At 71.3% G+C, this 22784-nt stretch carries 22 protein-coding genes and 1 pseudogene; 10 read left to right on the forward strand and 13 right to left on the reverse strand.

Translation table 11 applies throughout. The features are described from left to right. A partial coding sequence (locus ASC99_RS19075; protein WP_235583068.1) for an aminoglycoside phosphotransferase family protein occupies nucleotides 1–468 on the forward strand: 468 nt, incomplete at its 5' end. 25 nt (nucleotides 469–493) lie between these two features. Here the strand turns inward: ASC99_RS19075 and ASC99_RS19080 are convergent. Next, a complete protein-coding gene (locus ASC99_RS19080; RefSeq protein WP_057233604.1) occupies nucleotides 494–1342 on the reverse strand; it encodes an S-methyl-5'-thioadenosine phosphorylase in 849 nt (282 codons plus the stop codon). Nucleotides 1343–1491: 149 nt separating this feature from the next. Here ASC99_RS19080 and ASC99_RS19085 point away from each other — a divergent pair, with 149 nt between their 5' ends. Continuing rightward, the gene (locus tag ASC99_RS19085) at nucleotides 1492–2211 is read left to right on the forward strand and encodes an alpha/beta hydrolase (RefSeq protein ID WP_082598445.1); all 720 of its coding nucleotides are present in this window, start codon (nucleotides 1492–1494) and stop codon (nucleotides 2209–2211) included. 8 nt (nucleotides 2212–2219) lie between these two features. On the opposite strand, the gene ASC99_RS19090 is transcribed toward ASC99_RS19085, so the two are convergent. Further along, nucleotides 2220–3140 (reverse strand): oxygenase MpaB family protein, encoded by a 921-nt coding sequence (locus ASC99_RS19090; RefSeq protein WP_235583069.1) that lies wholly within the window; start codon nucleotides 3138–3140, stop codon nucleotides 2220–2222. Nucleotides 3141–3572: 432 nt separating this feature from the next. Between ASC99_RS19090 and ASC99_RS19095 the strand changes: the two genes are divergently transcribed. From ASC99_RS19095 to ASC99_RS19105, 3 genes are all read left to right on the forward strand, one after another. Beyond that, nucleotides 3573–3752: a hypothetical protein gene (locus tag ASC99_RS19095; protein ID WP_057233607.1), complete on the forward strand. Its 180-nt coding sequence runs from the start codon at nucleotides 3573–3575 to the stop codon at nucleotides 3750–3752. A 60-nt stretch (nucleotides 3753–3812) separates the two neighbouring features. After that, nucleotides 3813–4604: a maleylpyruvate isomerase family mycothiol-dependent enzyme gene (locus tag ASC99_RS19100; protein ID WP_057233609.1), complete on the forward strand. Its 792-nt coding sequence runs from the start codon at nucleotides 3813–3815 to the stop codon at nucleotides 4602–4604. 179 nt (nucleotides 4605–4783) lie between these two features. After that, nucleotides 4784–5326, forward strand: a complete 543-nt coding sequence (locus ASC99_RS19105) for a thioredoxin family protein (RefSeq protein WP_057233611.1) — start codon at nucleotides 4784–4786, stop codon at nucleotides 5324–5326. 110 nt (nucleotides 5327–5436) lie between these two features. Here the strand turns inward: ASC99_RS19105 and ASC99_RS19110 are convergent, their stop codons facing one another. The 3 genes and pseudogenes from ASC99_RS19110 to ASC99_RS40705 form a co-directional block, all read right to left on the reverse strand. Beyond that, nucleotides 5437–5700 carry a G1 family glutamic endopeptidase gene (locus tag ASC99_RS19110; protein ID WP_162257897.1) on the reverse strand — a complete coding sequence of 88 codons (264 nt, stop codon included), beginning with the start codon at nucleotides 5698–5700 and terminating at the stop codon, nucleotides 5437–5439. A 246-nt stretch (nucleotides 5701–5946) separates the two neighbouring features. Continuing rightward, entirely contained in the window at nucleotides 5947–6294 is a 348-nt protein-coding gene (locus ASC99_RS41725; RefSeq protein ID WP_082598458.1) for a LuxR C-terminal-related transcriptional regulator, read from the reverse strand. Then, nucleotides 6246–6383: pseudogene (locus tag ASC99_RS40705) on the reverse strand (family 1 glycosylhydrolase); the annotation flags it as partial. The pseudogene ASC99_RS40705 and the gene ASC99_RS41725, both read right to left, overlap by 49 nt. Nucleotides 6384–6616: 233 nt before the next feature. Here ASC99_RS40705 and ASC99_RS19115 point away from each other — a divergent pair. Next, entirely contained in the window at nucleotides 6617–6946 is a 330-nt protein-coding gene (locus ASC99_RS19115) for a hypothetical protein (RefSeq protein ID WP_235583071.1), read from the forward strand. Between the two features lie 9 nt (nucleotides 6947–6955). On the opposite strand, the gene ASC99_RS19120 is transcribed toward ASC99_RS19115, so the two are convergent. The 3 genes from ASC99_RS19120 to ASC99_RS19130 all read right to left on the reverse strand — a co-directional run bounded on the left by ASC99_RS19120 (nucleotide 6956) and on the right by ASC99_RS19130 (nucleotide 11024). Then, nucleotides 6956–8386: a DUF2252 domain-containing protein gene (locus ASC99_RS19120; protein ID WP_057233618.1), complete on the reverse strand. Its 1431-nt coding sequence runs from the start codon at nucleotides 8384–8386 to the stop codon at nucleotides 6956–6958. Between the two features lie 184 nt (nucleotides 8387–8570). After that, a complete protein-coding gene (locus ASC99_RS19125; protein ID WP_057233620.1) occupies nucleotides 8571–9905 on the reverse strand; it encodes a chloride channel protein in 1335 nt (444 codons plus the stop codon). Nucleotides 9906–10070: 165 nt separating this feature from the next. Next, a complete protein-coding gene (locus ASC99_RS19130) occupies nucleotides 10071–11024 on the reverse strand; it encodes a DUF389 domain-containing protein (RefSeq protein WP_057233622.1) in 954 nt (317 codons plus the stop codon). Nucleotides 11025–11205: 181 nt separating this feature from the next. On the opposite strand from ASC99_RS19130, the gene ASC99_RS19135 reads away from it, so the two are divergent. From ASC99_RS19135 to ASC99_RS19145, 3 genes are read left to right on the forward strand one after another with little or no spacing between them, the layout of a single operon-like run. Continuing rightward, complete coding sequence (locus ASC99_RS19135; RefSeq protein WP_057233624.1) at nucleotides 11206–13026, forward strand: glycoside hydrolase family 15 protein; 1821 nt, start codon at nucleotides 11206–11208, stop codon at nucleotides 13024–13026. Between the two features lie 22 nt (nucleotides 13027–13048). After that, a complete protein-coding gene (locus ASC99_RS19140; RefSeq protein ID WP_057233626.1) occupies nucleotides 13049–13990 on the forward strand; it encodes a cyclase family protein in 942 nt (313 codons plus the stop codon). Between the two features lie 55 nt (nucleotides 13991–14045). Then, entirely contained in the window at nucleotides 14046–15626 is a 1581-nt protein-coding gene (locus ASC99_RS19145) for a GMC oxidoreductase (RefSeq protein ID WP_057233629.1), read from the forward strand. Nucleotide 15627: 1 nt separating this feature from the next. Here the strand turns inward: ASC99_RS19145 and ASC99_RS19150 are convergent, their stop codons facing one another. The 5 genes from ASC99_RS19150 to ASC99_RS19170 all read right to left on the reverse strand — a co-directional run bounded on the left by ASC99_RS19150 (nucleotide 15628) and on the right by ASC99_RS19170 (nucleotide 21980). After that, nucleotides 15628–17394, reverse strand: a complete 1767-nt coding sequence (locus tag ASC99_RS19150; RefSeq protein WP_057233631.1) for a sodium:proton antiporter — start codon at nucleotides 17392–17394, stop codon at nucleotides 15628–15630. A gap of 99 nt (nucleotides 17395–17493) precedes the next feature. Then, entirely contained in the window at nucleotides 17494–18513 is a 1020-nt protein-coding gene (locus tag ASC99_RS19155; protein ID WP_057233633.1) for a cytochrome d ubiquinol oxidase subunit II, read from the reverse strand. Beyond that, entirely contained in the window at nucleotides 18510–19973 is a 1464-nt protein-coding gene (locus tag ASC99_RS19160; protein ID WP_057233635.1) for a cytochrome ubiquinol oxidase subunit I, read from the reverse strand. The genes ASC99_RS19155 and ASC99_RS19160 overlap by 4 nt, the downstream gene beginning before the upstream one ends. 84 nt (nucleotides 19974–20057) lie before the next feature. Then, a complete protein-coding gene (locus tag ASC99_RS19165) occupies nucleotides 20058–20852 on the reverse strand; it encodes an SDR family oxidoreductase (RefSeq protein ID WP_369825131.1) in 795 nt (264 codons plus the stop codon). A 168-nt stretch (nucleotides 20853–21020) separates the two neighbouring features. After that, the gene (locus tag ASC99_RS19170; RefSeq protein ID WP_057233640.1) at nucleotides 21021–21980 is read right to left on the reverse strand and encodes a 2-hydroxyacid dehydrogenase; all 960 of its coding nucleotides are present in this window, start codon (nucleotides 21978–21980) and stop codon (nucleotides 21021–21023) included. A gap of 228 nt (nucleotides 21981–22208) precedes the next feature. Between ASC99_RS19170 and ASC99_RS19175 the strand changes: the two genes are divergently transcribed. Continuing rightward, nucleotides 22209–22748, forward strand: a complete 540-nt coding sequence (locus ASC99_RS19175) for a gluconokinase (RefSeq protein ID WP_235583072.1) — start codon at nucleotides 22209–22211, stop codon at nucleotides 22746–22748. Nucleotides 22749–22784: the final 36 nt, after the last annotated feature.

Below are 22784 nucleotides of genomic sequence, written 5' to 3' on the forward strand. Positions count from 1 at the left end.
CATCTGGCCGACCGCTGGGCGGAGCAGCTCCCCGCCGACTGGGCCCGGCTCGGCGAGCCCTGCCCGCGTCGGTACCTGGACGCCGCCGTCACGGCCTGCCGCGAACTCGGCGGCGACCACGCGCCTGTCGTGGTGCACGGCGACCTGCACCACGGCAACGTGCTGGCGGGGCGCCATTCCGAGTGGCTGGCCATCGACCCCAAGGGCCTGATCGGCGAGCCGGCCTTCGATCTGCTCCCCTTCCTCCGCAACCGCTGGACCGCCCTGACCACGACCGGAGACACCCGCGCCGCCCTGGAACTGCGGCTGGCCCGGGTGGTCGAGGCCGCCGGGCTGGACCCGGAACGGGCCCGCCGCTGGTCCCAGGCCCGGGCCGTCGACGACCTGCTCTGGTGCACCGAGAACGGCAGCTCCCCCGGCGTCTCGGTCCAGGTCTCCACCGCCCTGACGGAGTGGCTGCACCGCTAGGCCTGTCTGCCCGGGTGACGGCGGGTCAGACGCCTGGCAGACCGGTCTCCAGGCCGTCCAGGGCGTGCGAGCAGATGCAGTCGCGGGCCGCCGGCAGGCTCTCCAGCGCCTTGAACAGGACGGTGCGCAGCCGGTCCACGTTCCGCCCGAACACCTCCAGCACCTCCGCGTGGGTCACACCCTCCCCGCTCTCCACCCCGGCGTCCAGATCGGTGACCAGGGCCAGCGAGGTGTAGCAGAGGCCCAACTCGCGAGCCAGCACGGCCTCCGGATGACCCGTCATACCGACCACCGACCAGCCGTTCCCGGCGAACCAGCGCGACTCCGCCCGGCTGGAGAACCGAGGCCCGCCGATCACCACCAGGGTCCCGCCGTCCACCGGCTCCCAGGCGCAGTCGCGGGCCGCGGCCAGCACGACCCGGCGCCCGTCGGGGCAGTACGGGTCGGCCATCGAGACGTGCACCACCTCGGGCCTGCCACCACCGGGCAGCGGCAGGCCGTCGTAGTAGGTCTGCTGCCGTCCGTCGGTCCGGTCGACGAACTGGTCCGGCACCACCAGCGTCCCGGGGCCGTACTCCTCCCGCAGTCCGCCCACCGCGCACGGCCCGAGCACCTGGCGCACGCCCAGCGACTGGAGCGCCCACAGGTTGGCCCGGTAGTTGATCCGGTGCGGCGGCAGCGCGTGGCCCCGCCCGTGCCGAGGCAGGAACGCCACCGACCGGCCGGCCACCTCCCCGACGAAGATCGCGTCGCTCGGCGCCCCGTACGGCGTCTCCGCCACCACTTCGGTCACGTCGTCCAGCAGCGCGTAGAGGCCCGAGCCCCCGATCACCCCGATCTCGGCGCGGACGGGACGGGCGGCGCTCTCGCTCATGGTGACGGCCTCTCAGTCGGCTGCTCCGGCATCCACCACTGTACGAACCCCGGCCCAGGGCGGGCCCGTCGGACGATGCCTCCGGGGCAACGGCATTCGGGCGTACAGTGGCCGTCCCTTGGTGGGTGGTCAGAGTTGGAGTCGTGGAAATGAACAGAGTGCGGGTCGCCGGGCACCAGGCGCTGGCGTGGCGCGGGGCGACCGAGGGGGCCGAGGCGGCGGTGCTGGTGCTGCACGGCGGGCAGGTGGCGAGCGAGCGCCGCCCCGGGCCGGTGAACCTGCCGGGCCTGCGGATGCAGGGCTTCGCCCATGCGGTGGCGCGCGAGACGGCGGGGACCGGGATCGCGGTCGGCTCGGTGCGCTACCGCTACCGGGGCTGGAACGGCGACCGGGCCGACGCCGCCCGGGACGCCACGGCGGCCCTGTGCGACCTGGCCGAGGAGCTCGGCCCGGTGCCGACCGTGCTGGTCGGGCACTCGATGGGCGGCCGGGCCGCGCTCCGGGCCGCCGGGCACCCGTGCGTGACGGGCGTGATCGCGCTGGCCCCCTGGTGCCCGGCGGACGACCCGGTGCACCAGCTCAAGGGTCGCACCGTGCTGACCCTGCACGGCGACCGCGACCGGATCACCGAGCCGGAGGCAACCCGCGTCCTGGCCGCCCGGGCCCGCGAGGCGGGCGCCCGGGTGGCCGGCTACACGGTGCACGGCTCGGGCCACGCCCTGCTCCGCCGCTCCGCCGACTGGCACCGCGCGGCGGCCGAACTGACGGCCGGGCTGCTCGGCCTGCGCCCCCTGCCCGCCGAGGTCACCGGCGCACTCGCCCTGGGCACGGCCGACTCCGGCGGGCTGGAACTCACCCTGCCGCTCTGACCCGACTTCTACGGCTTCGCGGAGGTCGCCCGGGCATGCGCGGCGGCGCGGATCTGGGAGGGACCGCAGGCCCAGACCATGATCCGGCCGCCCGCCCACGCCAGTGGACGGTCCCAGCCGACCCGGACCAACCAGGGGCGGCGGACGGCGAGTTCGGCCCTGGCCCAGCCCGGCAGCAGGTCGATCGAGGCGTTCGTCAGCAGCCGGACGGCAAGCCGCTCGCGACGGCTGCGCCCGAAACCGCGCAACAGCCGGAGCACCTCCAGCGCGGGCGGCGTGACCCGCAGCTCAGGCCTGATCCGGTCCAGGTAGTACGCCACTTCGGCCCGGGACCTGGGTATCGCCGTGGCGCCGAGCCGTTCGGCGATGATCGCCACCTCGGCGAAGTAGGTGTCGCACTCGGCGGCGGTCAGCGGCGTGGCGGCCAAGCGCTGATAGCCGGTCAGGAAGCAGTGCACCTCGGCGACGTGCACCCAGGTGAGCAGCTCCGGATCGTCGGCCCGGTAGCTGCGGCCGTCGGGCGTGGTGCCCCGGATCCGCAGGTGGATCCGCCGCACGGCCGCGATCGCCTGCTCGGCCGCGGCCGTCGAGCCGAGCGTGGTGGTAGTGACGAACCGTGCCGTCCGGTGGAGCCGCCCGGTCGGATCGGCCCGGAAGTCGGAGTGCGCGTCGACGGCGGCCATCGCCAGCGGGTGCAGGGACTGGAGCAGCAGAGCCGCGAAGCCGCCCACCAGCATCCCGGCCGGATGCCCGTGCACCCGCCACACCACACTGTCCGGACCGAAGAGCCCGGGGTCCCCGGCCGGTTGGTCGTAGCGCTCCAGGTGCAGGTCGTCCCCGTGCACGGTGGCGTTGATCTCGTCCAGCAGCCGGGCCCGCAGCACGGCGACCGGCCTACGCCACCGGGCCGTACCGATTCCTGCCCCCACCGTGCCCACCCCTCGTCACCCGGACCACCACAGTACCGAAGGGGACCTCACCGCCCGCGCCGACGCCTTCGGACGTCGAGGTTGACGGCGGATCAGTTGTCCGGGGAGTCGCCCCGATCCTCGGCAACCCTCGCATAATGTGGCAGAACCGGTTCTAACGCGCCGGTGGCCGGAGAGATCGCCAACAAGATCATGCACAGCATGCTCGAGACCGGGAGTGGCTTCGGGACCCAGGTGTCCGAGGCCCGGCCGACCGAGGACCAGGGAGCCCCTGATGACCGACCCGACCTCCTGAGGTGCCGACCAAGGTACTGATCGGGCGGGACGACCGGCTCTTCCCCGCCGGGTTCCAACGGCGTGTGGCCCAGGACCGCCTGGGCATCACCCCGCAGGAGATGCCCAGGCGGGCATCTGGCCCCACTCAGCCGACCCGTGGCTCTCAGCGACTGGCTGGAGACCTACTGGGCCGAGGTCACCCCGTGGCCTGAGCAGGGCCATGGGATCATCGGCACGCCGGATGTGCTGGGAGAAGCTGCCGCGCGCGGATATGCGTCCCGCGTCGACCGGGACTTCAGCCACGGCAAGGCGATCCTCGACAAGCCGCTCGGCTGAGACCACAGCGGCATCCTGAGACACCGTCAGAACCGGCAACCTTCCGAGAGGCACGACACGATGAGCACCTCCGACCGCCCCGAGCACGGACCATCCCCGGTCGACCACCGCGCCGCCGTCGCGACCGAGACCGCCCGGTTCGTGGCGGCGGTGAAGGGCGCCGACCTGGCGACCCCGGTACCCAGCTGCCCTGGCTGGACGATGGCCGACCTGGTCCGGCATACCGGCAGCGTGCAGCGCTGGTTCTCCGTCCTGTTGCGCGGGCGCATCCAGGAGCCCCCGCGCAGCCGCGACGTCGACCTGCGGCTGCCGGCGCGGGAGGGCAGCTGGGCCGACTGGCTGGCCGACAGCGCGACCGAGGCGGCGGGCGCGTTCGCGGCCACCGACCCGGACACCCCGATGTGGGCGTGGGGCGCCGATCCCCACGCCCGGTTCTGGGCGCGCCGGATGCTGTTCGAGACCCTGCTGCACCGGGTCGACGCCGAACTGGCGCTGGGGATCCGGCCCGGGATCGACCGTGCGCTCGCGGTCGACGGCGTGGACGAATTCCTGGTGAATCTGCCTTTCGCCACCTCCTTCGCTCCCAAGGTGGCCAACCTCCGCGGCGACGGCGAGACCATCCGGTTCCGGTGCACCGACGGGGACGGGGACTGGCTGGTCCGGCTGCGGCCCGACGGCTTCGGGCTCGACCCGGCCGGCGAGGGAGCGGACGCCGCCGATGCGACCGTCCGGGGAGCCGCAGCCGGTCTGCTGCTGCTCGTCTACGGCCGCCTGCCCCTCGACGCGGAGGTCTTCGAGCACACGGGAGACCAGGAGCTGCTGGCGCGCTGGTTCGCCAACTCCGAGTTCTGAGCGCGCGGTCGAGCGCCTGACAACGGCGTTCGGCGCGTCTGCGGGCTCTGGCGTCACCCGCCAGGGTGCCCGTCAGCGCGGCGTCGGGAGGGCGGGGCCAGTGGCAACCACTGCCCCCGCAGAGCGACCATGGGGCTACACGCACCGGCCACAGTAGCCAGTCGGAGGAAGTGAGCCAGATGGCTGCCACGTCCACCATGGTCCCGCTCGGCACGCCCGCGCCCGATTTCTCGCTGCCCACGATCGACGGCCGGGCCGTGGCACGGGACGACTTCACCACCGCACCGGCCCTGCTGGTGGCCTTCCTGTGCAACCACTGCCCTTATGTCAGGCATGTCGAGCAGGCTTTCGGCCAGCTGGTCGGCGAGTTCCCGGACCTGGCAGTCGCCGGGATCTGCAGCAACAGCCCGGCCATCGCGCCCACCGACGACGCCGACGGGTTGCGCACCCAGGTGGCCCGCACGGGCTGGACCTTCCCCTACCTCGTCGACGTCGACCAGTCCGTCGGCCGGGCGTACCACGCCGCCTGCACACCGGACTTCTTCCTCTACAACACCCGCCGGGAGCTGGCCTACCGAGGCGCGATGGACGAGTCCACACCCGGCAACCGGAATCCCGTCACCGGCGAGCTGCTGCGTCACGCCATCGGTCTGGTGCTGGCCGGCAAGCCCGTCCCGGAACCCCACCGGGCGAGCATGGGCTGCTCCATCAAGTGGGCCTGACCAGCGGCCGTCCTCCGTCTCGACGGCTGCGGGTGCCTCTTCCATGGGACTTCTCCGTCCCGAGACCCGGTAGCGCGGGCCCTCGGTCGGTGGTCAGTAAGCCTTCCACGTCACCGAGAGTCCCTCCCGTCCGTCAGCGGCGAGGTGGCGGCCCTGACGTTCTCCCCGTCCGGAACGGTCATGTCGATCATGGTCGGATCGAGGTCCCAGAGCGACGTTCCGTCGGCCTGGACGCGCCCGAACTGGACCGTCCCGAAGTTGGCCAGCGGCAGGTTCGCTTCGTCGTGCCCCTCGACGATCACCTCGGCGGAGTCCCGCAGGGCGTGGGATTCCTGAGGTGGCTTCGCATACTTGAACGCACCGATGCCGCCCACCACTCAGTAGCCTGCCCAGTTGGGACTCAGGGAGCCACCGCGGGTCGGGCCGGTCGGTGGTGCCGCAGGTTCGAACCGCGCGGCTCGGCCGACGCGGGGACAGCGCTGCTGACAAGCGCCAGCAGGGCGACGGAGGCGGTCAAGGCCATAGGGCGTGTGCGCATGTGCACTCCAGAAGGTGGGCTGACACTGGCTCAGGCGTCCGAGAGTGCGAGCGACAGGTGCCCGAGCTGCAGCAGGGCCGTTTCAGTAAAGGGTCGACGGACGAGTAGAGGCTGACCCGGAAGGCCCAGGCGCCGTCCGCCGTTTCGGGTTGCTCGCGCGCTCCAGTCGACGAGTGCCCAGGTGAGCGTCGGGACCGTAATTCTGCACGGTCTCCTTGGACAGGAACAGACATCCGGCGATGTGCGCCGCGCCCGCACCCTGGGCGGCGAGCCGCAGCACCTCGCGTTCGCACAGGGAGAGCGGGTTGCTCGGCGAGTCCCCGGCCGGGCCCGGCTGCTGCTCACACGGATGTCGAAGGCTACAGCCGCCGCAGGCTCCAACTATGCTTCCCAGTGAGCCCGCTGAGCGGCGATCAGGTCGCGATACCAGGCGTACGAGGCGGCCCCCGGAGTACGCCGCTGAGTCGCGAAGTCGACATGGACCAGGCCGAAGCGCTGACTGAGCCCCTCCGCCCACTGCCCCCCTTGACTCCAAGTCACGCTCGTCAGCACTCCGTTGGGCCGACCCACCCCGTCCCGGGGACTCAGGTTCAGCCGCGCCAACCAGCCAGCCGACCCGGATCCACCGCATCCGCAACCCTCCGTAGCGTCGCACTTACCCCGGGGTACGCAGTCGGCAGCTCTTGACCTCGCAGTCTCCGTCACCGGGTGTCACGATGGACTCGGGGGATTCGCCACGATCGGAGGCGGTCATGGGCCGGGACTACCACTTCCACTGTGAACACGACGGCTGCTCCGTGACCGTCGGCGTCCACTTGGGCGGCGCCCGGGCGCTCGAGCTCCTGGTGGACGGCAAGGAGGTGGCGGCCATGGACGTCCACGGCCACCATGCTCAACTGCGGTCGCTGACCACGGTCCTGCCCACCCAACCCCCGCGACGGATTGACGTTCAGGTGGCACTGCCCGGCCCGGTCCGGGGAGAACCGGCCAGCGTCCTGGTGGACAACGGCACCGAGTTCCCCATGCTCGAGCGGGAGGTGCCTCGCAGGGCACGGCTGACAGAGGCCTCCTGGTACAGCTGAGCGTGTGGATCAGGCCGGTTCGGTGGCCGCGGCTGTGACCCGCCCGTCGCGTACCGCGGCCACCAGCGCCTGGTGGTCGCGCTCGTTCTGGTCGGCGTAGCTCTCGGCGAACGTCACCAGCGCACGGTCGAAGGCGTCGCTCTGGCCCAGGTAACCGGCGATCGCGATCCGGTCCCCGGACCGCGCGTGGGCGCGGGCCAGGGTGCTGCCGCAGATCTCGCCGAACACCCTCATTCCGTCCGGCACCATCAGTTCCGGCTCGGCGATGCCCTTCCAGTCCCGCAGCTGGCGGACGTAGAAGTCGCGGCGCCGGCCGTCGATCCCGTCGACCCGCTCCCAGCCGAGGAAGATGTCACTGGCGGCCTGCATCAGCCGCTGACCGGAGACCACCCGTTCGCCTTGGTTCTCGTACTCGCTCGCACCGACGTGGGCGGCGAGCACCGAGGTGTCGGCCTCCTTGGCCTGGAGGAACAGCGGGTCCTCGCCGTCCCGGCCGAGCAGCAGGATGATCCAGCAGCGGGTCCCGACGCTGCCGACGCCGACCACCTTGCGGGCCACGTCCGCCAGGCGGTGGTCCGCGAGCAGGGTGCGCCGGTCCGAGGCGAGGGTGCGGCCGTAGCGTTCGATCAGTTGGCGGAACTCGCCTTCGAGCACGCTGCGTTCGACGTCGGGAAGCAGGTCGGCGAGCGGTACGAGCAGCGGCGGGTCGGCGGCGATCCTGGCCTGCCCGTCCACCCTCTCGGTGAGTTTGTCGAAGACCTGCAGGCCGTCGCGGGTCTTGGCCTTGGCCATCGCCCGGGTCAGGCGCTTGCGTCCTCGCTTGGCCAACTCCTCGCCCGACACGGCCTGAAGGCGGTCCTCGTCGATCCGGGCGTACCAGACGTCGAGGTTGCGCATACCCGCGAACCGGATCATCGCCTCGCGGTAGGAGCGTACGGTCGTCTGCACGATGTCGGCGCGTTCCGCGTCCGTGAAGTCGTTGGCCCGGCCCGCGATGACCAGGCTGGCCGCCAGGCGTTTGACGTCCCACTCCCACGGGCCGGGCAGCGTCTCGTCGAAGTCGTTGATGTCGAACAGCAGCCGGCGCTCCGGCGAGGCGAGTAGCCGGAAGTTCAACATGTGGGCGTCACCGCACAGTTGGGCCCTGATTCCGGAGCTCGGGGTGCCGGCGAGGTCGGCGGCCATGATCGCGGCGGCGCCGCGGTAGAAGCGGAACGGCGACTCGGTCATCCGGCCGTACCGGATCGGGACGAGTTCGGGCACCCTGGTCGCCGACTGGCTCTCGAGGACGTCCACCGGGTCGAACCGGGTCGCCGACGGCCGGTACTCGGCGTGGCTCGAACGTGGCACGTCGCGACGGGCCGCCTTCCCGCGGGCCACTCGTTCCGCGGGCGTCTCGCCGGGTACGGTGCGGAGCGAAGCAGCAAGGTGTTCAGCCATCGGGACCCTCCAGACCGGCTTACCCGTGAACCGTTGTCGCCGCACGGGCTTCGGACGCTCCCGCCGGGAAGGCCATCGCCCCCAACGGGACCACGGCGCACGGCGGGCACGGTGTGCGCTCACCTCCGATCATCGCGGACGGCCCCGGTTCCGGCACTATCACCCGGCCCCGACACGGACGGGCTCACGGGGACACCGGCGTGGGAGCCGACGCCGGTGCGGGGGTGAGCCTGAGTGAGAGGACGTAGGAGACCACGACCGCGACGATCACCAGCGGCATCACGGTGATGCCCTCCGTTCCCAGGAGCAGCGTGGCCAGCAGGACCGCGGTCATCGGCAGTTTCAGCATCGCCACGCACAGCGCTCCGACGCCCATCGCGAAGCCGGACGTCACGTCCAGCCCGGGGAGATGGGCCAGGGCCAGCCCGCCCGCCGCTCCCACGAACATCGACGGGAAGACCGGGCCGCCGCGGAAGGCGCTGAGCGAAAGGCTGTAGGCGATCGACTTGCAGACCAGAAGGATCGTCAGGGTGCCTGCCGAGTAGCCGGCCTGACCGGCCAGCAGCGGGCCGAGCGCGCTCTGGCCCGAGTACAGCACGTCGGACGCCTCCTTGCCCGTCCATTCGGCGTACACCAGCGCGGCCACTCCCACGAGCGCACCGGTCAGGACGGTGGCCACCACCCGCCGCCGCTCGACCCGGGCCTGCAGGAAGAGGGCCGTCCGACGGATCCCCGTCCCGAGGAGGGCCGCGGCCACCCCGATGGCGAGGGCCCAGCCGAACCCGGCGATGTCGGGCCGGCCGGCGTGCGGCACCTGGTGAAGGACCAGCGAGTACGTGCCCAGGCCGGTCCACGACCCCAGACCGGTGAAGATCAACGCACCGACGCCGGCCGCGAGCAGGCCGGGCACCAGGACGACACCCATCACCGCGCCACCGAGCCCGGCCGCCTCCATCAGGAGGAACGCGCCGAGCAGGGGGGAGCCGAGCAGCGTGCTGACAGCCGCGAAGCTCCCTGCGGCCCCCAGCACGGCACTCGCGTTCGGCTGGATGTCACGCTTCGCCGCCCGGACGGCGAACACCGCGAGCCCCCCGCCGAGCGCGATGAGCGGAGCCTCGGGCCCGAGCACCGCCCCTGCTGCCAGCGACGCCACCGCCGCGAGCGCGATACCGGGCAGTTCCGCCGCCGACGGCGCTCCCTTGGTGACCAGGCCCTCGGCCGGCTTGTGCCCGCCCGACCCCGGCAGGTAGCGGATGGTCAGCGCCACCAGCAGCCCGCCCACGGCGACCAGCGGGATCGGCCACCACGACGGCGTTCCGTTGAAGCCCAAACCCTTGGGAAGGTCGGTGTAGGTCAGCGACTGGAGTTCGGACACGAGGGCGAGAAAGCCGAACGCCACCGCGGAGATCGGGATGCCGAGTAGCGCCGTCATCACCAGCAGCACCACGTACTTGCGGGTGCGGATCAGTGCGAACGGATCCGGTGCGGCGGCAGGCGGTCCGACGGGTGTGGTCGGCATGCTCATCGTCTCCTCAGCACCAGAAGGTCGTCTGAAATACGTCGGTCGACAAGCCTCAAGGCCGTGGTATCACGGCACGGTGGCATGCTCGGCGTCTCCGGTCCCCGACTGTCCGGCGAGTCACCGAACGTCATTCCAGCGGCTCAACACCGCACCGGGGACGCCCTACTGCCGGGCGCCCCGCTCGCGCCGGGCGCCCACCCGGCGCCAGATCTCCCGCTGACAGCGGAGCGTGCCGGTGCCCACCACGATCAGCACGACGATGTTGACCAGCAGCTGGATGAGCGAGCCCCAGGCCTCGCTCCAGCTCGCGAAGGCGACGGACACCGCGATGTCCGCCGCCGCCGGGATGGTCGTGACCGAGATGAACACGCCCAGCAGGGCGCTCGTCCTCGCCTCGGTGAGCGAGACGATGCCGACGATCCCGGCCAGCCCCGCGACCGCGAACGAGAAGAAGTCGGGGGTGTTGATCAGGTGGGAGACCGGCCGCACACCGAGGCTGAACGCCTTCGACTCGAAGCCGAATCCGCGGATCAGCAGGCTGAAGAGGAACGTGATGACGATGGCCAGCAGGAAGCCCACGAGCAGCGCGTGCAGCCCCCGGCGGATCCGTCGGCCGTCACGCTGGTCGATGCCCAGCGCGATGCTGACGATGGCCCCGTACTCGGGGCCGACGACCATGGCGGCGACGATCAGGATCTGGGAGTTGGTGACGATCCCGACCGCGCCGATGAGGCCGGCGACGACCAGGTAGAGGTAGAAGCTCGGCGCGTACGTCCCCCCGGCCCGGATCCGTGCCTCCACCTGGTCCCAGATGGGAGCGTGGGTGAGTGCACCGAGTCTGCGTGCCCCGGCCCCGGTGCCCCCTCCGACGAAGGCCATGTCCACCGGCTCGATGACGATGGAGCCCCGGCTGTCCAGGCGCAGCGCACGTAGGGCACGCAGGACGTCGTTCGCCGCGCCGGTCAGCACGTCGCAGACGAGGGCGTCGCCGTCCGGGTTGCGCGCCGCACCAGGGTGCACGATCAGGTTGAGGACGGAGGGGTCGCCCGAAAGGAGATCGACGACCTGGTCGGTGAGGTCCGGCGGGCTCACCGCGCGGACATGGATCATGTCCAATCCTGAACCTCCACGAGATCCGGCATCCCGGCAAGCTGCCGGCCTCTGCAGGATCCCTCACGCAGACCGGTCTGCCACGGCAACGCCGCGCGCCGGATGTCCGGTTGGCCGCCGCAGCGGGCGCGTCCGACGGTCCTCGCCGATAGTGAAACCAAAGGACCGCTCTGACCTGGGGACACTCATGGACCGTTACCCTCCCATCGCCGAGCACGGCCTCATAGGCGATCTGCAGACCGCCGCGCTGGTGACCTCGCGGGGCGTCGTCGACTGGTTCGCCGCACCCCGCTTCGACTCCCCCAGCATTTTCGCCGCCCTGCTCGACCACGACCGCGGCGGCTACTTCCGGCTCGCGGACGTCGATCCGGAGGCCTCCTGCAAGCAGCTCTACTACCCGGACACCGCCGTCCTGGTCACCCGCTTCATGTCCCCCGACGGCGTGGGCGAGGTGATCGACTGGATGCCGCCGAACACCAGCCGTAACCCGACCGACCGGCACACCCTGATCCGGACCGCGCGCACAGTGCGCGGCACCGTCCGCTTCGAGATGGAGTGCCGCCCGCGGTTCGACTACGGCCGGGCCACCCACGAACTCGACCTGCGGCCCGATTTCGCCGTCTTCCGGGCGCCGGGCGTCCAGGCGTACTTCCAGAGCACCTTCCCGGTGGAACGGGACGGCGACGACCTGCGAGGCTCCGTCACGCTCAACGTCGGCGAATCGGCGGCGGTCGTCCTGACCGTCTGCGACGCCGACGGCCACGCCCCGCCGCCGCCCACCGTCGACGGGACGACCCAACAGCTCTGGGACGCCGCCGACTTCTGGCAGAAGTGGGTGCACGGCTCCAACTACCGGGGCCGCTGGCCCGACATGGTCAACCGCTCCGCCATCACCCTCAAGCTGCTCACCTACGCCCCCACCGGCGCACCGGTGGCCGCGGCGACCATGGGCCTGCCGGAACAGGTCGGCGGCGAGCGCAACTGGGACTACCGCTACACCTGGGTACGCGACGGATCCCTCTCCATCCGCGCCCTGCTCGACCTCGGCTTCGTCGAGGAGGCCACCGACTTCACGCACTGGCTCGGCGACCGCCTGCGCGAGTCGGCGGGCAGGGACGGCGAGCCGCTGCAGATCATGTACCGGGTCGACGGCGAGCCGCTGCTGACGGAGGAGATCCTCGGCCATCTGGAGGGCTACCGCGGCTCCGCGCCGGTACGGCTCGGCAACGCGGCCTCCGACCAGCTGCAACTGGACATCTACGGCGAGGCGCTCTACGGCTTGTCGGAGGGGCGCGAGATCGCCATCCAGGCCGGCTACCGGGGCTGGAAGGTGCTCTCCCGGTCCCTGGACTGGCTGGCCGACGCCTGGGACCGACCCGACGAGGGCATCTGGGAGACCCGCGGCGGACGCCAGGACTTCACCTACAGCCGGGTGATGTGCTGGGCCGCCTTCGACCGCGGCCTGCGCCTGGCCGCCGAGTTCAGCCGGCCTGCCGACACCGACCGGTGGACGAATGCCCGCGACACCATCCTCAAGCAGGTCATGGAGCGCGGCTGGAGCGAGAAGGAGCAGGCCTACGTCCAGCACTACGGCGGCGATGCCGTCCTGGACGCCTCCCTGCTGCTGATGCCCCGCGTCGGGTTCGTCGCCCCCCGGGACCCGTCCTGGCTGTCCACTCTGGACGCGATGGACCGCACCCTGGTGTCCGACAGCCTCGTCTACCGCTACGACCCGGCCGCCTCCCCCGACGGGCTGCGCGGCTCCGAAGGCACCTTCAGCCTCTGCACCTTCCTCTACGTCGACGCGCTGGCCCGGGCCGGGCGTCTGCGGCCCGCCCGCTACACCTTCGAGAAGATGCACACCTACGCCAACCACGTCGGTCTCTTCGCCGAGGAGGTGGGCCCCAGTGGCGAGCAACTCGGCAACTTCCCGCAGGCGTTCACCCACCTGTCGCTCATCATGGCGGCCTGCACCCTGGACCAGGCCCTCGACCGGCAGCGTGACTGACAAGACATCAGGAGCGGTGTTCATGCAGGCACAGAACCGGCCGGGCCACCCCTTACGCCAGAGCCATGACGAGTTCACGGCCCTCTACCGGAAGCTGAAGCAGTCGGCCGTCGGAAGCGCCCGGGGCGCGTTGGACATCATCACCCCGGAGCACGTCAGGGCCGCGGCCGGCGAGGTCCGCGTCGGCCGGACGGTGACGATGGCCGCACCGGTCGAGACCGAGCCGGCCCCTGACAACCCGCAGCCCGCGGGCCACCGGCTCACCAGCGCGCCGGAGGCCGTGGCCGACGCCGGCGGACTGCACTTCGCCACCGACCGGTTCAGCATGAACGTGCACGGCGATGCCGACAGCCACCTCGACGCCCTCTGCCACGTCGTCTACGACGGCACCCTGTACGGCAGCATCCCCGCCACCACCGTCACCACGGACGGTGCCACCGCGCTCTCCGTCGAGATCGCGCGCGACGGCATCGTCGGCCGCGGCGTCCTGCTCGACATCCCGCGGCTGCGCGGCGTGCCGTGGCTGGAGCCCGGCGACCACGTCACCGCCGAGGACCTGGCCTCCGCGGAGAAGGCGCAGCACGTCCGGGTCAGTGAGGGCGACCTGCTGTTCGTCCGGGTCGGCCACCGCCGCAGACGGACCGAGGCCGGCCCCTGGGACGCGGCACACAGCCGCGCCGGGCTCCACCCGGACGCCGTCCGGTTCCTGGCCGAGCGCCGGGTGGCCGTCCTCGGGGGCGACGGCAACAACGACACGGCCCCCAGCCTCACGGACGGCGTGGACTTCCCCGTCCACGTGCTGGGGATCCACGCGCTCGGGCTGCACCTCCTCGACTACCTCCAGTTCGAGGATCTGGCGCCGGTCTGTGCGCAGGAGGGCCGCTGGTCGTTCCTCTGCGTGATCGCACCACTGCGGCTCCCCCAGGCGACCGGCTCGCCCGTCAACCCCATCGCGCTCCTCTGACCCCGTCCGTCTCCACCGGCAGAGCCCCCATTCCGACAACAGCAAGGTGGCCGCCATGGCCGACGACCAGCAGTACGACGTCATCATCATCGGGACCGGCGCGGGCGGCGGCACACTCGCCCACCGCCTCGCGCCGACCGGAAAGCGCATCCTGATCCTGGAGCGCGGCGGCTACCTCCCCCGCGAGCGGGACAACTGGGAGTCCACCGCCGTCTTCGTCAGGGGCAAGTACCGGGCCCCCGAGTTCTGGTACGACAAACACGGTGACCAGTTCCCGCCCGAGGTCAACTACTACGTCGGCGGGAACACCAAGTTCTACGGCGCCGCACTGTTCCGCCTGCGCCCCGAGGACTTCGGCGAGATCCGCCACCACGGCGGCCTCTCCCCCGCCTGGCCGATCCGCTACGAGGACCTGGAGCCGTACTACACCCAGGCTGAACACCTCTACCTCGTGCACGGCCACCACGGCGAGGACCCGGGCGAGGGGCCGGTCAGCGCCCAGTACGCCCACCCGCCGGTGCAGCACGAACCGCGGATCCAGCAACTCAGCGACGACCTGGAGAAGCACGGCCTGCACCCCTTCCACCTGCCCATCGGCGTCAACCTCACCCAGGACGCCAAGGGCGGCGCGACCCACGACAGCGTGTGCATCCGCTGCAACCGGGTCGACGGTTTCCCCTGCCTGGTCCGCGGCAAGGCCGACGCCCAAGTGATCTGCGTCGAGCCGGCGTTGGAGCACGACAATGTCCGGATGGTCACCGGCGCCAACGTCCGGAAACTGGAGACCGACCCCACCGGACGCACCGTCACCGGCGTAGTGGCGGAGTTGGAGGACGGCTCCGAGGCGCGCTTCCGCGGCGACATCGTCGCCGTCGCCTGTGGAGCGGTGAACTCCGCCGCGCTGCTGCTGCGTTCGGCCAGCGAACATCATCCCCGGGGCCTGGCCAACAGCTCCGACACCGTCGGCCGTAACTACATGCGACACAACAACCTTGCCCTGATGGCGGTCTCCAGAGAACCGAACGACACGCAGTTCCAGAAGACCCTCGCGCTGAACGACTGGTACCTGGGCGCCGACGACTGGGAATTCCCGCTCGGCGGCATCCAGATGCTCGGCAAGTCCGACTCCGACCAGATCAAGGGCGAGGCACCCCGCTGGGCCGGCCTGGCCTCGCCCGACATGCCCTTCGAGGTGCTCGCCCACCACGCGGTCGACTTCTGGCTCTGCGGCGAGGACCTCCCGCAACCGGGCAACCGCGTCACGCTCGACGACAACGGCGACATCCACCTCGCGCTGGACGAGAAGAACAACATCGAGGGGCTGAAGCGGCTGCAGCACAAGCTGCACGGCATGCTGGGCAAGCTCGGCATGCACCCGCACCATCTCCTCCCCCACAGCCTCTACCTGCACAAGGGCATGCCGATCGGCGCCACCGCACACCAGGCCGGCACCGTCCGCTTCGGCACCGACCCACAGACCTCCGCGCTCGACGTCGACTGCAAGGCCCACGACCTCGACAACCTCTACGTCGTGGACACCAGCTTCTTCCCGAGCATCGGCGCCGTGAACCCGTCGCTCACCGCCATCGCCAACGCGATGCGTGTCGGCGACCACATCGCCGAACGCATCCGATGAGCTAGCGCGGGGACTTGGGCGGAGGTGTCAGAAGGATGGCGATGTCGCCGCCGTTCGGCGTGGGCGCGGTGGTCCCGGTGACCGCGGAGAGCTGCCCGTCCGGCCGCACCAGGAACAGCAGGTCGTGTCCGGCGGGGATGCCGCCGTCGACCCGGTAGCTGACGATCCGGGCACCGCCCGCGTACCGGCGAGCCAGTTCGGGCCGGTTGAGGCCCTGGCCGAACAGCGCCTCGCTGCCCGTGTAGGGGGCGACCACGCCGTGGCTGCGGGTGGGCGGCGCCAGACGGTGAACGGGGCCCTCCGCCGTCTCCTTGAGGGTCATCAACGCGAGAGCGTTGAAGTCGTCCTCGTCGGTGAGCAGGAGCACATCGGTGATGCCCTCCAACTCGGCTCCGGCACCGGTGGCGGCGGCGAGCAGTTCGCCGGGGGCCAGGTCGAGTCCGGCATCCGTGATGCTCTGGCGCTGGCGGTCGAGGCCTGCCCACATGAGCACGTCCAGGCCCGCCGAGCGCAGGGCCCGCCCCAGCTCGACCACCCAGGGGTCGCCGCCGACCAGCAGCGGCCGCGACCGCGCCGAGCGGCGCACGTCGAGCCACCGGGCCACCGGGAGCGCCGTCAGGCCGTACACCATGACGGTGGCGACGATCACGACGAAGGTGGCCGGAAGGATCTTCTGCGCGCCCCCGATGCCGGCCTGGACCAGGGAGACGGAGAAGGTGGACGCGGTGGCTGCGGCGACGATGCCGCGGGGGGCCATCCAGCCGATGAACCAGCGCTGCGGGTACGGGACGTCGGTGCGGGCGGTGGAGAGCAGCGCCACCAGGGGTCTGACCACGAGGACGAGGGCGGCGACGAGACCGAGGGTGGGCAGCATCACGTGGCGCAGGGACTGCGGGGTGACGGTGGCCGAGATGGAGATGAACAGCACACCGATGATCAGCGAGACCAGGGTCTCGAAGAAGGGCCGGCGGGCGGGCATGTCCAGCCCCGGCAGGTTGGCCAGGGCCATACCCATGACGACGGCGGCGATGAGGCCGGTGTCGTCCCGGAAGGCATCGCAGGCCGCTGCCACCGAGACCACTGCGGCGAGCTGCACCGTCGTGCCGAGCGTCTCGCCGAGGCGGAGGTGACGCAGCAGCAGCCAGAGCACCGCGGCTCCGACGGCCCCGCCGGCCAGTCCGACCGCCGCGCTGCCGCTGAACTGGCCCAGCTGGCTGGCCAGTCCTTCCTGCTCGCCGGCCAGGACCCCGTGGAACACGATCGCCCCGAGGATGCCGCCGAGCGGATCGATCAGGGAGCCCTCCCAGACGAGGATGCGCTGCAACCGTTCGGTCGGGCGGACGAAGCCCAGCAGCGGCCCGACGACGGTCGGGCCGCTGACCACGAGGATCGCGCCCAGCATCACGGCCGCGCTCCTCGACATACCGACGATGGGGACGGCGAGCAGCGCCGCCGACACCCAGGTGACCAGGGCCCCGAGCCAGATCAGCCGGACCACGACCGTGCGGGTGTGGCCCTTGAGCCGGTGCAGGTCCAGCCCGAGTCCGGCGTCGTAGAGGATCACCGCCACGGCAAGCGAGACCAGTGGGGAGAAGGCGGGGCCCAGCAGCTTCTCGGGGTTGACGTCGTCGGTCAGCGCACCCGCGACGAATCCGGCCGGCAGCAGCAGCAGGATCGCCGGAATCCGCAGCAGGCTCGCCAGCAGCTGGGAGCCGACGGCAAGGGCCACGATCAGTCCGATGCCGACCAGGACCTGACTCGATGTCATTGCAGCTGCTCCTTGGATCACCGGCACCAGCATCAGGGCGATCGCCGGCCGGTCAGGGGAAGGCCGGGGACCGTCGTCGCTGCCCGCCGCGGTCAGCCGTCATTTCGCGACGTCCTCGTCGGTGAGGGGTTCCAGCACGCCGTGGGTGTCGAGGCGGTACAGCACGACGAGCGCGGGGCCGATCAGCACGAGGGCGACGGCCGCCACGATCAGCATCCACTGGAGCGTCGCGCTCGCGCCGGCGCCCTGCTGGACGGTCAGCGAGGTGGGCACCAGGTAGGGCCGCTGGGCGAATCCCCAGGCGGCGACCAGCAGCGCCACGACGGCCACCGAGCTGTACCGCGCCCATCCGGCGGCCGTGCCCGCGACCAGCCACGCCGTGACCGCCAGGGCCACCACGGCGACGATGACCAGGACGAGCCCGACGCCGTGGGTGAGCCCGTGGTGGACGTACGAGGCGTGCGGGTCGGTCACGGTCAGACCGATCACGCCGATCACGAGCAGGGCGGCGCTGCTGATCCAGGCGCGGAGCCGGAAGTAGCCGACGAGGTCGTGGGCCCCGAAGCGGCGGGCGTCCACGGTGAGGAACACCGCGCCGAGGAAGGCGGTGGCCGCCACGGTGAGCAGTCCGGCCGTGATCGAGGTGGTGTTGGCCCAGACATCGGCCGAGGCGGTGGTGCCGGGTGCGACCCGCCCCGAGGCCACACTGCCGATGACGACGCCCAGGAAGAACGGCGTGAGCAGCGACGAGACGGCGAACACGGCACCGTAGATGCGGCGCTCGGCCAGCCGCCGGGTGGGCTTGCGCAGGGCGAACCCGGCCCCGCGCAGGACCATGCCGACAACGGCGAGCGCCAGTGGGAGCCAGAGCGCGGTGAACACCGTCTGGAAGAACACCGGAAAGCCGGTCCACATCAGGACCAGCACGAAGATCAGCCAGACGTTGTTGACCTCCCAGACCGGCGCCATGGCGTGGTCGATCAGCCAGCGCGGGCGTTTCCCGCGATCGGCGCCGCCGGCCAGCAGGTCCCAGAACCCGGCGCCGTAGTCGACGCCGCCGCCGCACGCGTAGGCGGCGATCGCGAGCAGCAGGATCCAGGAGACGACATTCGCGGTCACTGCTCGCTCCCGGGTGCTCGGTGGGTGCCCGGGGCGCCGACGGCCGGTTCCGGGCGCGGTCCGTACGGCGTGTCGGTCTCCGGACCCTCGGCGAGTTCCTGCGCGGAGCCGGAGTCGGCAAGCCGCCATCGGCTGCGCATCTTCAGCAGCACGCTGAGGAACGCGCCGAAGACCAGCACGTAGACGGCGACGACGATGCCGAGCATGGTCCACAGCGAGCCGGCGGAGGTGGGGGTGACCGCCTCGGACACCCGCATGTTCTGGTAGACGATCCAGGGTTGCCGGCCGACCTCGGTGGTGATCCAGCCGCACTCCACGGTCACCAGGCTGGCCACGCCGGCGACGGCGGCGCAGCGGAAGAACCAGCGGGACTTCGGCAGGTCGCGGCGCCGCCACCAGCACCAGGCGTACCAGAGTACGAGCAGGATCAGGACGCTGCCGACGGTCGCCATGATGTCGAAGGACCAGTGCACGATGGTCGCCTGGGTCGCGGTGGGGCGGTCGTCGGCCGCCACCGAGCTGAGCCCGGTGATCTGCGTGTCCGGCTTGAACCCGGCGAGGATGGAGTCGAGTTGGGGGATCTTGAGGCCGCCCTTGACAGTGCCGTCCTCCTGCAGCCGGCCGAACAGGTACTCGGGGACGTGGGTGTCGGTGTCCCAGACCAGCTCGGCGGCGGCGAACTTGATCGGCTGCTTGTGGAAGATCTGCCGTGCGATGTTGTCGCCGAGTAGGAACTGGACGGGGGTGAGAATCGCCGCGATGGTGAACGGCACGGTGAAGCCGAGGCGGTGGTAGCGGTCGCGGCGGCCGCGCAGCCAGCCGACCGCGTAGACGCCGGCCACCACGTAGCCGGCGGTGAGGAACATCGCGACGGCGAAGTGCCAGTACTGCGGGCCGAACATGGGGGTGAAGATCGCCTGTTGGACGCTGACGTTCACGGGCTTGCCGCTCGCGTCGAGGGTGAAGCCCTGAGGGGTGTTCATCCACGCGTTGGCGGCGATGATGCCGAAGGCGCCCATCAGGGCCGCGAGCGGCAGCGGCGCGCCGAGCCAGAAGTGCGTCCACGGCTTCAGCCGGCGCCAGCCGTACAGGTAGATCGCGATCAGGATCGCCTCGAGGAAGAACGCCCAGGCCTCCACCCCGAACCCGAGGCCGAAGACGTCCCCCCAGCGGCCCATCATGCCCGGCCACAGCAGGCCGAACTCGAAGGACAGCACGGTGCCGGTGACGATGCCGACGGCGAACTGGACGGCCATCACGGCGGACCACCGGCGGGCCAGCAGAAGCGCGACGGGGTCGGCCTTGCGCAGCCCCCGGTAGTGCATCACGAGCGTGACGAAGGGCAGCGCCACGCCCAGTGGCACCAGCAGGATGTGGGAGGCCAGGGTGAACGCCATCAGCTCCCGGGCGGGCAGCAGCTGCGCGGGGGTGTTCGCCAGGAGGTGTGCGGCGGTGCTCATGCGGGCCTCGATGGTTCGTGCCGGCTGACCGCGGGGTCAGCCGGTGGACCGGACGGGGAGAGGGCGTGCGCGGCGGCGGCGCGGTCAGCCTCCGGTGGCGAAGCCGGGGAAGAGGGTCATTCCGCCGTCGACGTACAGGGTGGTGCCGACGACGTAGTCCATCAGGTCGGAGACCAGGACGGTCACCGCGTTGGCGATGTCCGCGGGGTCGCCGACCCGGCGGTAGGGAATCAGCCGCAGGAGGTCGGCCTCGGCCTCGGGGGTGTCCCAGGCGGACTTGTTGATCGGGGTGCGGATGGCGCCTGGTGCTACGGCGTTCACCCTGATCCCCTTCGGGGCGAGTTCCTGCGCCAGGGTCTGCATCAGCATCAGGACGCCGCCCTTCGACGCGGCGTAGTTCACGTGGCCCGACCAGGGGATGATCTGGTGGACCGAGCTCATGCAGACGATCTTCCCGGCCGAACGGGACACCTCGGGGACGACGCCCCGGCGGACGAACTCCTTCGCGGCCTCCCGAGCGCACAGGAACTGGCCGGTGAGGTTCACGTCCAGCACCTTCTGCCACTGCGCGACGGTCATCTCGGTGATGGCGGCGTCCCGCTGCAACCCGGCGTTGGCCACCATGATGTCGATCGTGCCGAACTCCTCGACCATCCGCGCGACCATCGCGACGACTTGGTCCTCCTGGGAGACGTCGGCCTCATGGGCATACGCCCGCACACCGTAGGACTTGATCTCCTCGACCACCTCCTCGGCTGCCTCCGGGCCGAAAACGTAGTTCACGACCACGTCGGCGCCCGCACGGCCGAGACCGATCGCGGTCGCCTTGCCGATGCCGGAGTTCGCCCCGGTCACCAGGGCCTTCTGTCCCCTGAGGATGGGCGGAACCGGCCGCCGCCCCTCGTCCACAGCTGAGGTCACTGATCTCTCCCGTCACTGGCCGCAAACCGGCACCGCGGACAACACTCGTCGGCAGCGCCCGGTACGAGGACGGACGGCTCGCACTGCTCGGCCATTCGGGGCGGCGGTGTCACTCGGACGGAGCACTCAGGCAGCCGGTGGGATGACCACGTTCTCCAAGGGTTCGCCCGCGAGGAAGCGTTCCAGCTGGGTGCGGATCAGGCGCAGGGCCCGGGGCAGGAAGGCGGAGCTGTTGCCGCCCACGTGGGGTGTGATCAGGGTGTTGGGGGCCTGCCAGAGGGGGTGGCCGGCGGGCAGCGGTTCGGGGTCGGTGACGTCGAGTGCCGCGGCCAGTCGACCGCCCCGCAGCTCGGCGAGAAGCGCGCCGGTGTCCACGACGGCGCCCCTGGCCACGTTGACCAGCAGAGCGCCGTCCTTCATCGCGGCGAGGAAGGCCGCGTCGACCAGCCCTCGGGTCTCGTCGGTGAGCGGGACGGTCAGGACCACGACATCGGCGCGTGGCAGCAGGTCCGGGAGGTCGGCGAGGGCGTGCACCGGCCCACGGGCTGCTGTCCTGGCGCTGCGGGCGACCCGCAGCACGTTGCACTCGAACGGCACGAGCCGCTCCTCGACGGCCGCACCGATCGAGCCGTGGCCGACCAGCAGCACCGTGCGGTCGGCGAGCGATGCGAACGAACCGCCCTGCCAGGCAGCGGCGTCCTGTGCCCGGACGAAGCCCGGGACGCCGCGCAACGACGAGAGGACGAGGGTGAGTGCAAGCTCGGCCGTGCTCGCGTCGTGGACACCCCTCGCGTTGCAGAGCGCCACACCCGTCGGCACGGCGGGCAGCAATTCCTCGACGCCCGCCGACAGGCTCTGCACGACCCGCAGCCGGGGCATCCGGGCGAGCAGCGGGACGGCGGCCGACGTGTAGGTGTAGGGGACGACGAAGAACTCCACCTCGTCGAGCACCCGCCGGGTCGGCCCCTCACCCCGGCCGTCCCACACCGCGGCCACCACCTCCGGCAGGCCGCCCACCTGCGCGGGCGGGTAGGGAAGCAGGATCTTGGCCGGGGGACCGACGGGCACGGCGCTTGAGTGGCTCATGCAGCGATCTCAACAGCGATCACTGTCAGCGGCAAACCCCTCCGACCGAGCGGATCGGTCGGCCCCTGCACCACAGCAGGGTGAAGCCACTGCGGCCGCCCGCGCGTGGCCTGGCCGGACGCCCTTGTGGGAGCCCGTATGGCTGAATCGTGCCGCTGCCCCAGTGGCACCGCGCGCATGATCTCCTGGAAGGGCTGTCCAGCTCAGGCGCGACCCGGGAGAGACGCTGTGGAGACATCGGGACCGGCACCGACCATCGTGGTGATCATGGGTGTCTCCGCCTCGGGCAAAACCACCCTGGGCCGGCTCCTCGCCGGGCGACGCGACGTGCCCTTCGTGGAGGGCGACGACTTCCATCCGGCGGCGAACATCGCCAAGATGGCTGCCGGACACGCACTCGACGACGAGGACCGCGAGCCATGGCTGCGGAGCCTGGCCGAGTGGATCCGGGGCACCACCCGCGCCCGAGTCGGTGCCGTCATCTCATGCTCCGCCCTCAAGCGGGAGTACCGGGATGCTCTCCGAGCCGCCGGCCCGGGCGTCTGGTTCCTGTACCTGAGCCTGGACCGGGAGGTCGCGCGCACCCGCATCACCCGCCGCGCCGGGCACTTCATGCCGGCCGGACTCCTGGAGTCGCAGTACGACGCCCTGGAACCGCTGCAGGCCGACGAACCCGGACTGACCGTCGACGCGGACGCTGACACCGACGCCGTCCTCGGACAGGTCCACAGCGCCATCGCACACTTCGAGGCACCGAATCAGGCATGAGTTAGTTTGCGCACCCGTATCTATAGGGGCTCCGCA

The organism is Kitasatospora sp. Root107 (assembly GCF_001424875.1).
GTDB lineage: Bacteria > Actinomycetota > Actinomycetes > Streptomycetales > Streptomycetaceae > Kitasatospora.

Coding starts and splice junctions, on each gene's coding strand:
- ASC99_RS19080 (WP_057233604.1), bottom strand. CDS start 1,342: ATGAGCGAGAGCGCCGCCCGTCCCGTCCGCGCCGAGATCGGGGTGATC.
- ASC99_RS19085 (WP_082598445.1), top strand. CDS start 1,492: ATGAACAGAGTGCGGGTCGCCGGGCACCAGGCGCTGGCGTGGCGCGGG.
- ASC99_RS19100 (WP_057233609.1), top strand. CDS start 3,813: ATGAGCACCTCCGACCGCCCCGAGCACGGACCATCCCCGGTCGACCAC.
- ASC99_RS19105 (WP_057233611.1), top strand. CDS start 4,784: ATGGCTGCCACGTCCACCATGGTCCCGCTCGGCACGCCCGCGCCCGAT.
- ASC99_RS19115 (WP_235583071.1), top strand. CDS start 6,617: ATGGGCCGGGACTACCACTTCCACTGTGAACACGACGGCTGCTCCGTG.
- ASC99_RS19120 (WP_057233618.1), bottom strand. CDS start 8,386: ATGGCTGAACACCTTGCTGCTTCGCTCCGCACCGTACCCGGCGAGACG.
- ASC99_RS19125 (WP_057233620.1), bottom strand. CDS start 9,905: ATGCCGACCACACCCGTCGGACCGCCTGCCGCCGCACCGGATCCGTTC.
- ASC99_RS19135 (WP_057233624.1), top strand. CDS start 11,206: ATGGACCGTTACCCTCCCATCGCCGAGCACGGCCTCATAGGCGATCTG.
- ASC99_RS19140 (WP_057233626.1), top strand. CDS start 13,049: ATGCAGGCACAGAACCGGCCGGGCCACCCCTTACGCCAGAGCCATGAC.
- ASC99_RS19145 (WP_057233629.1), top strand. CDS start 14,046: ATGGCCGACGACCAGCAGTACGACGTCATCATCATCGGGACCGGCGCG.
- ASC99_RS19150 (WP_057233631.1), bottom strand. CDS start 17,394: ATGACATCGAGTCAGGTCCTGGTCGGCATCGGACTGATCGTGGCCCTT.
- ASC99_RS19160 (WP_057233635.1), bottom strand. CDS start 19,973: ATGAGCACCGCCGCACACCTCCTGGCGAACACCCCCGCGCAGCTGCTG.
- ASC99_RS19170 (WP_057233640.1), bottom strand. CDS start 21,980: ATGAGCCACTCAAGCGCCGTGCCCGTCGGTCCCCCGGCCAAGATCCTG.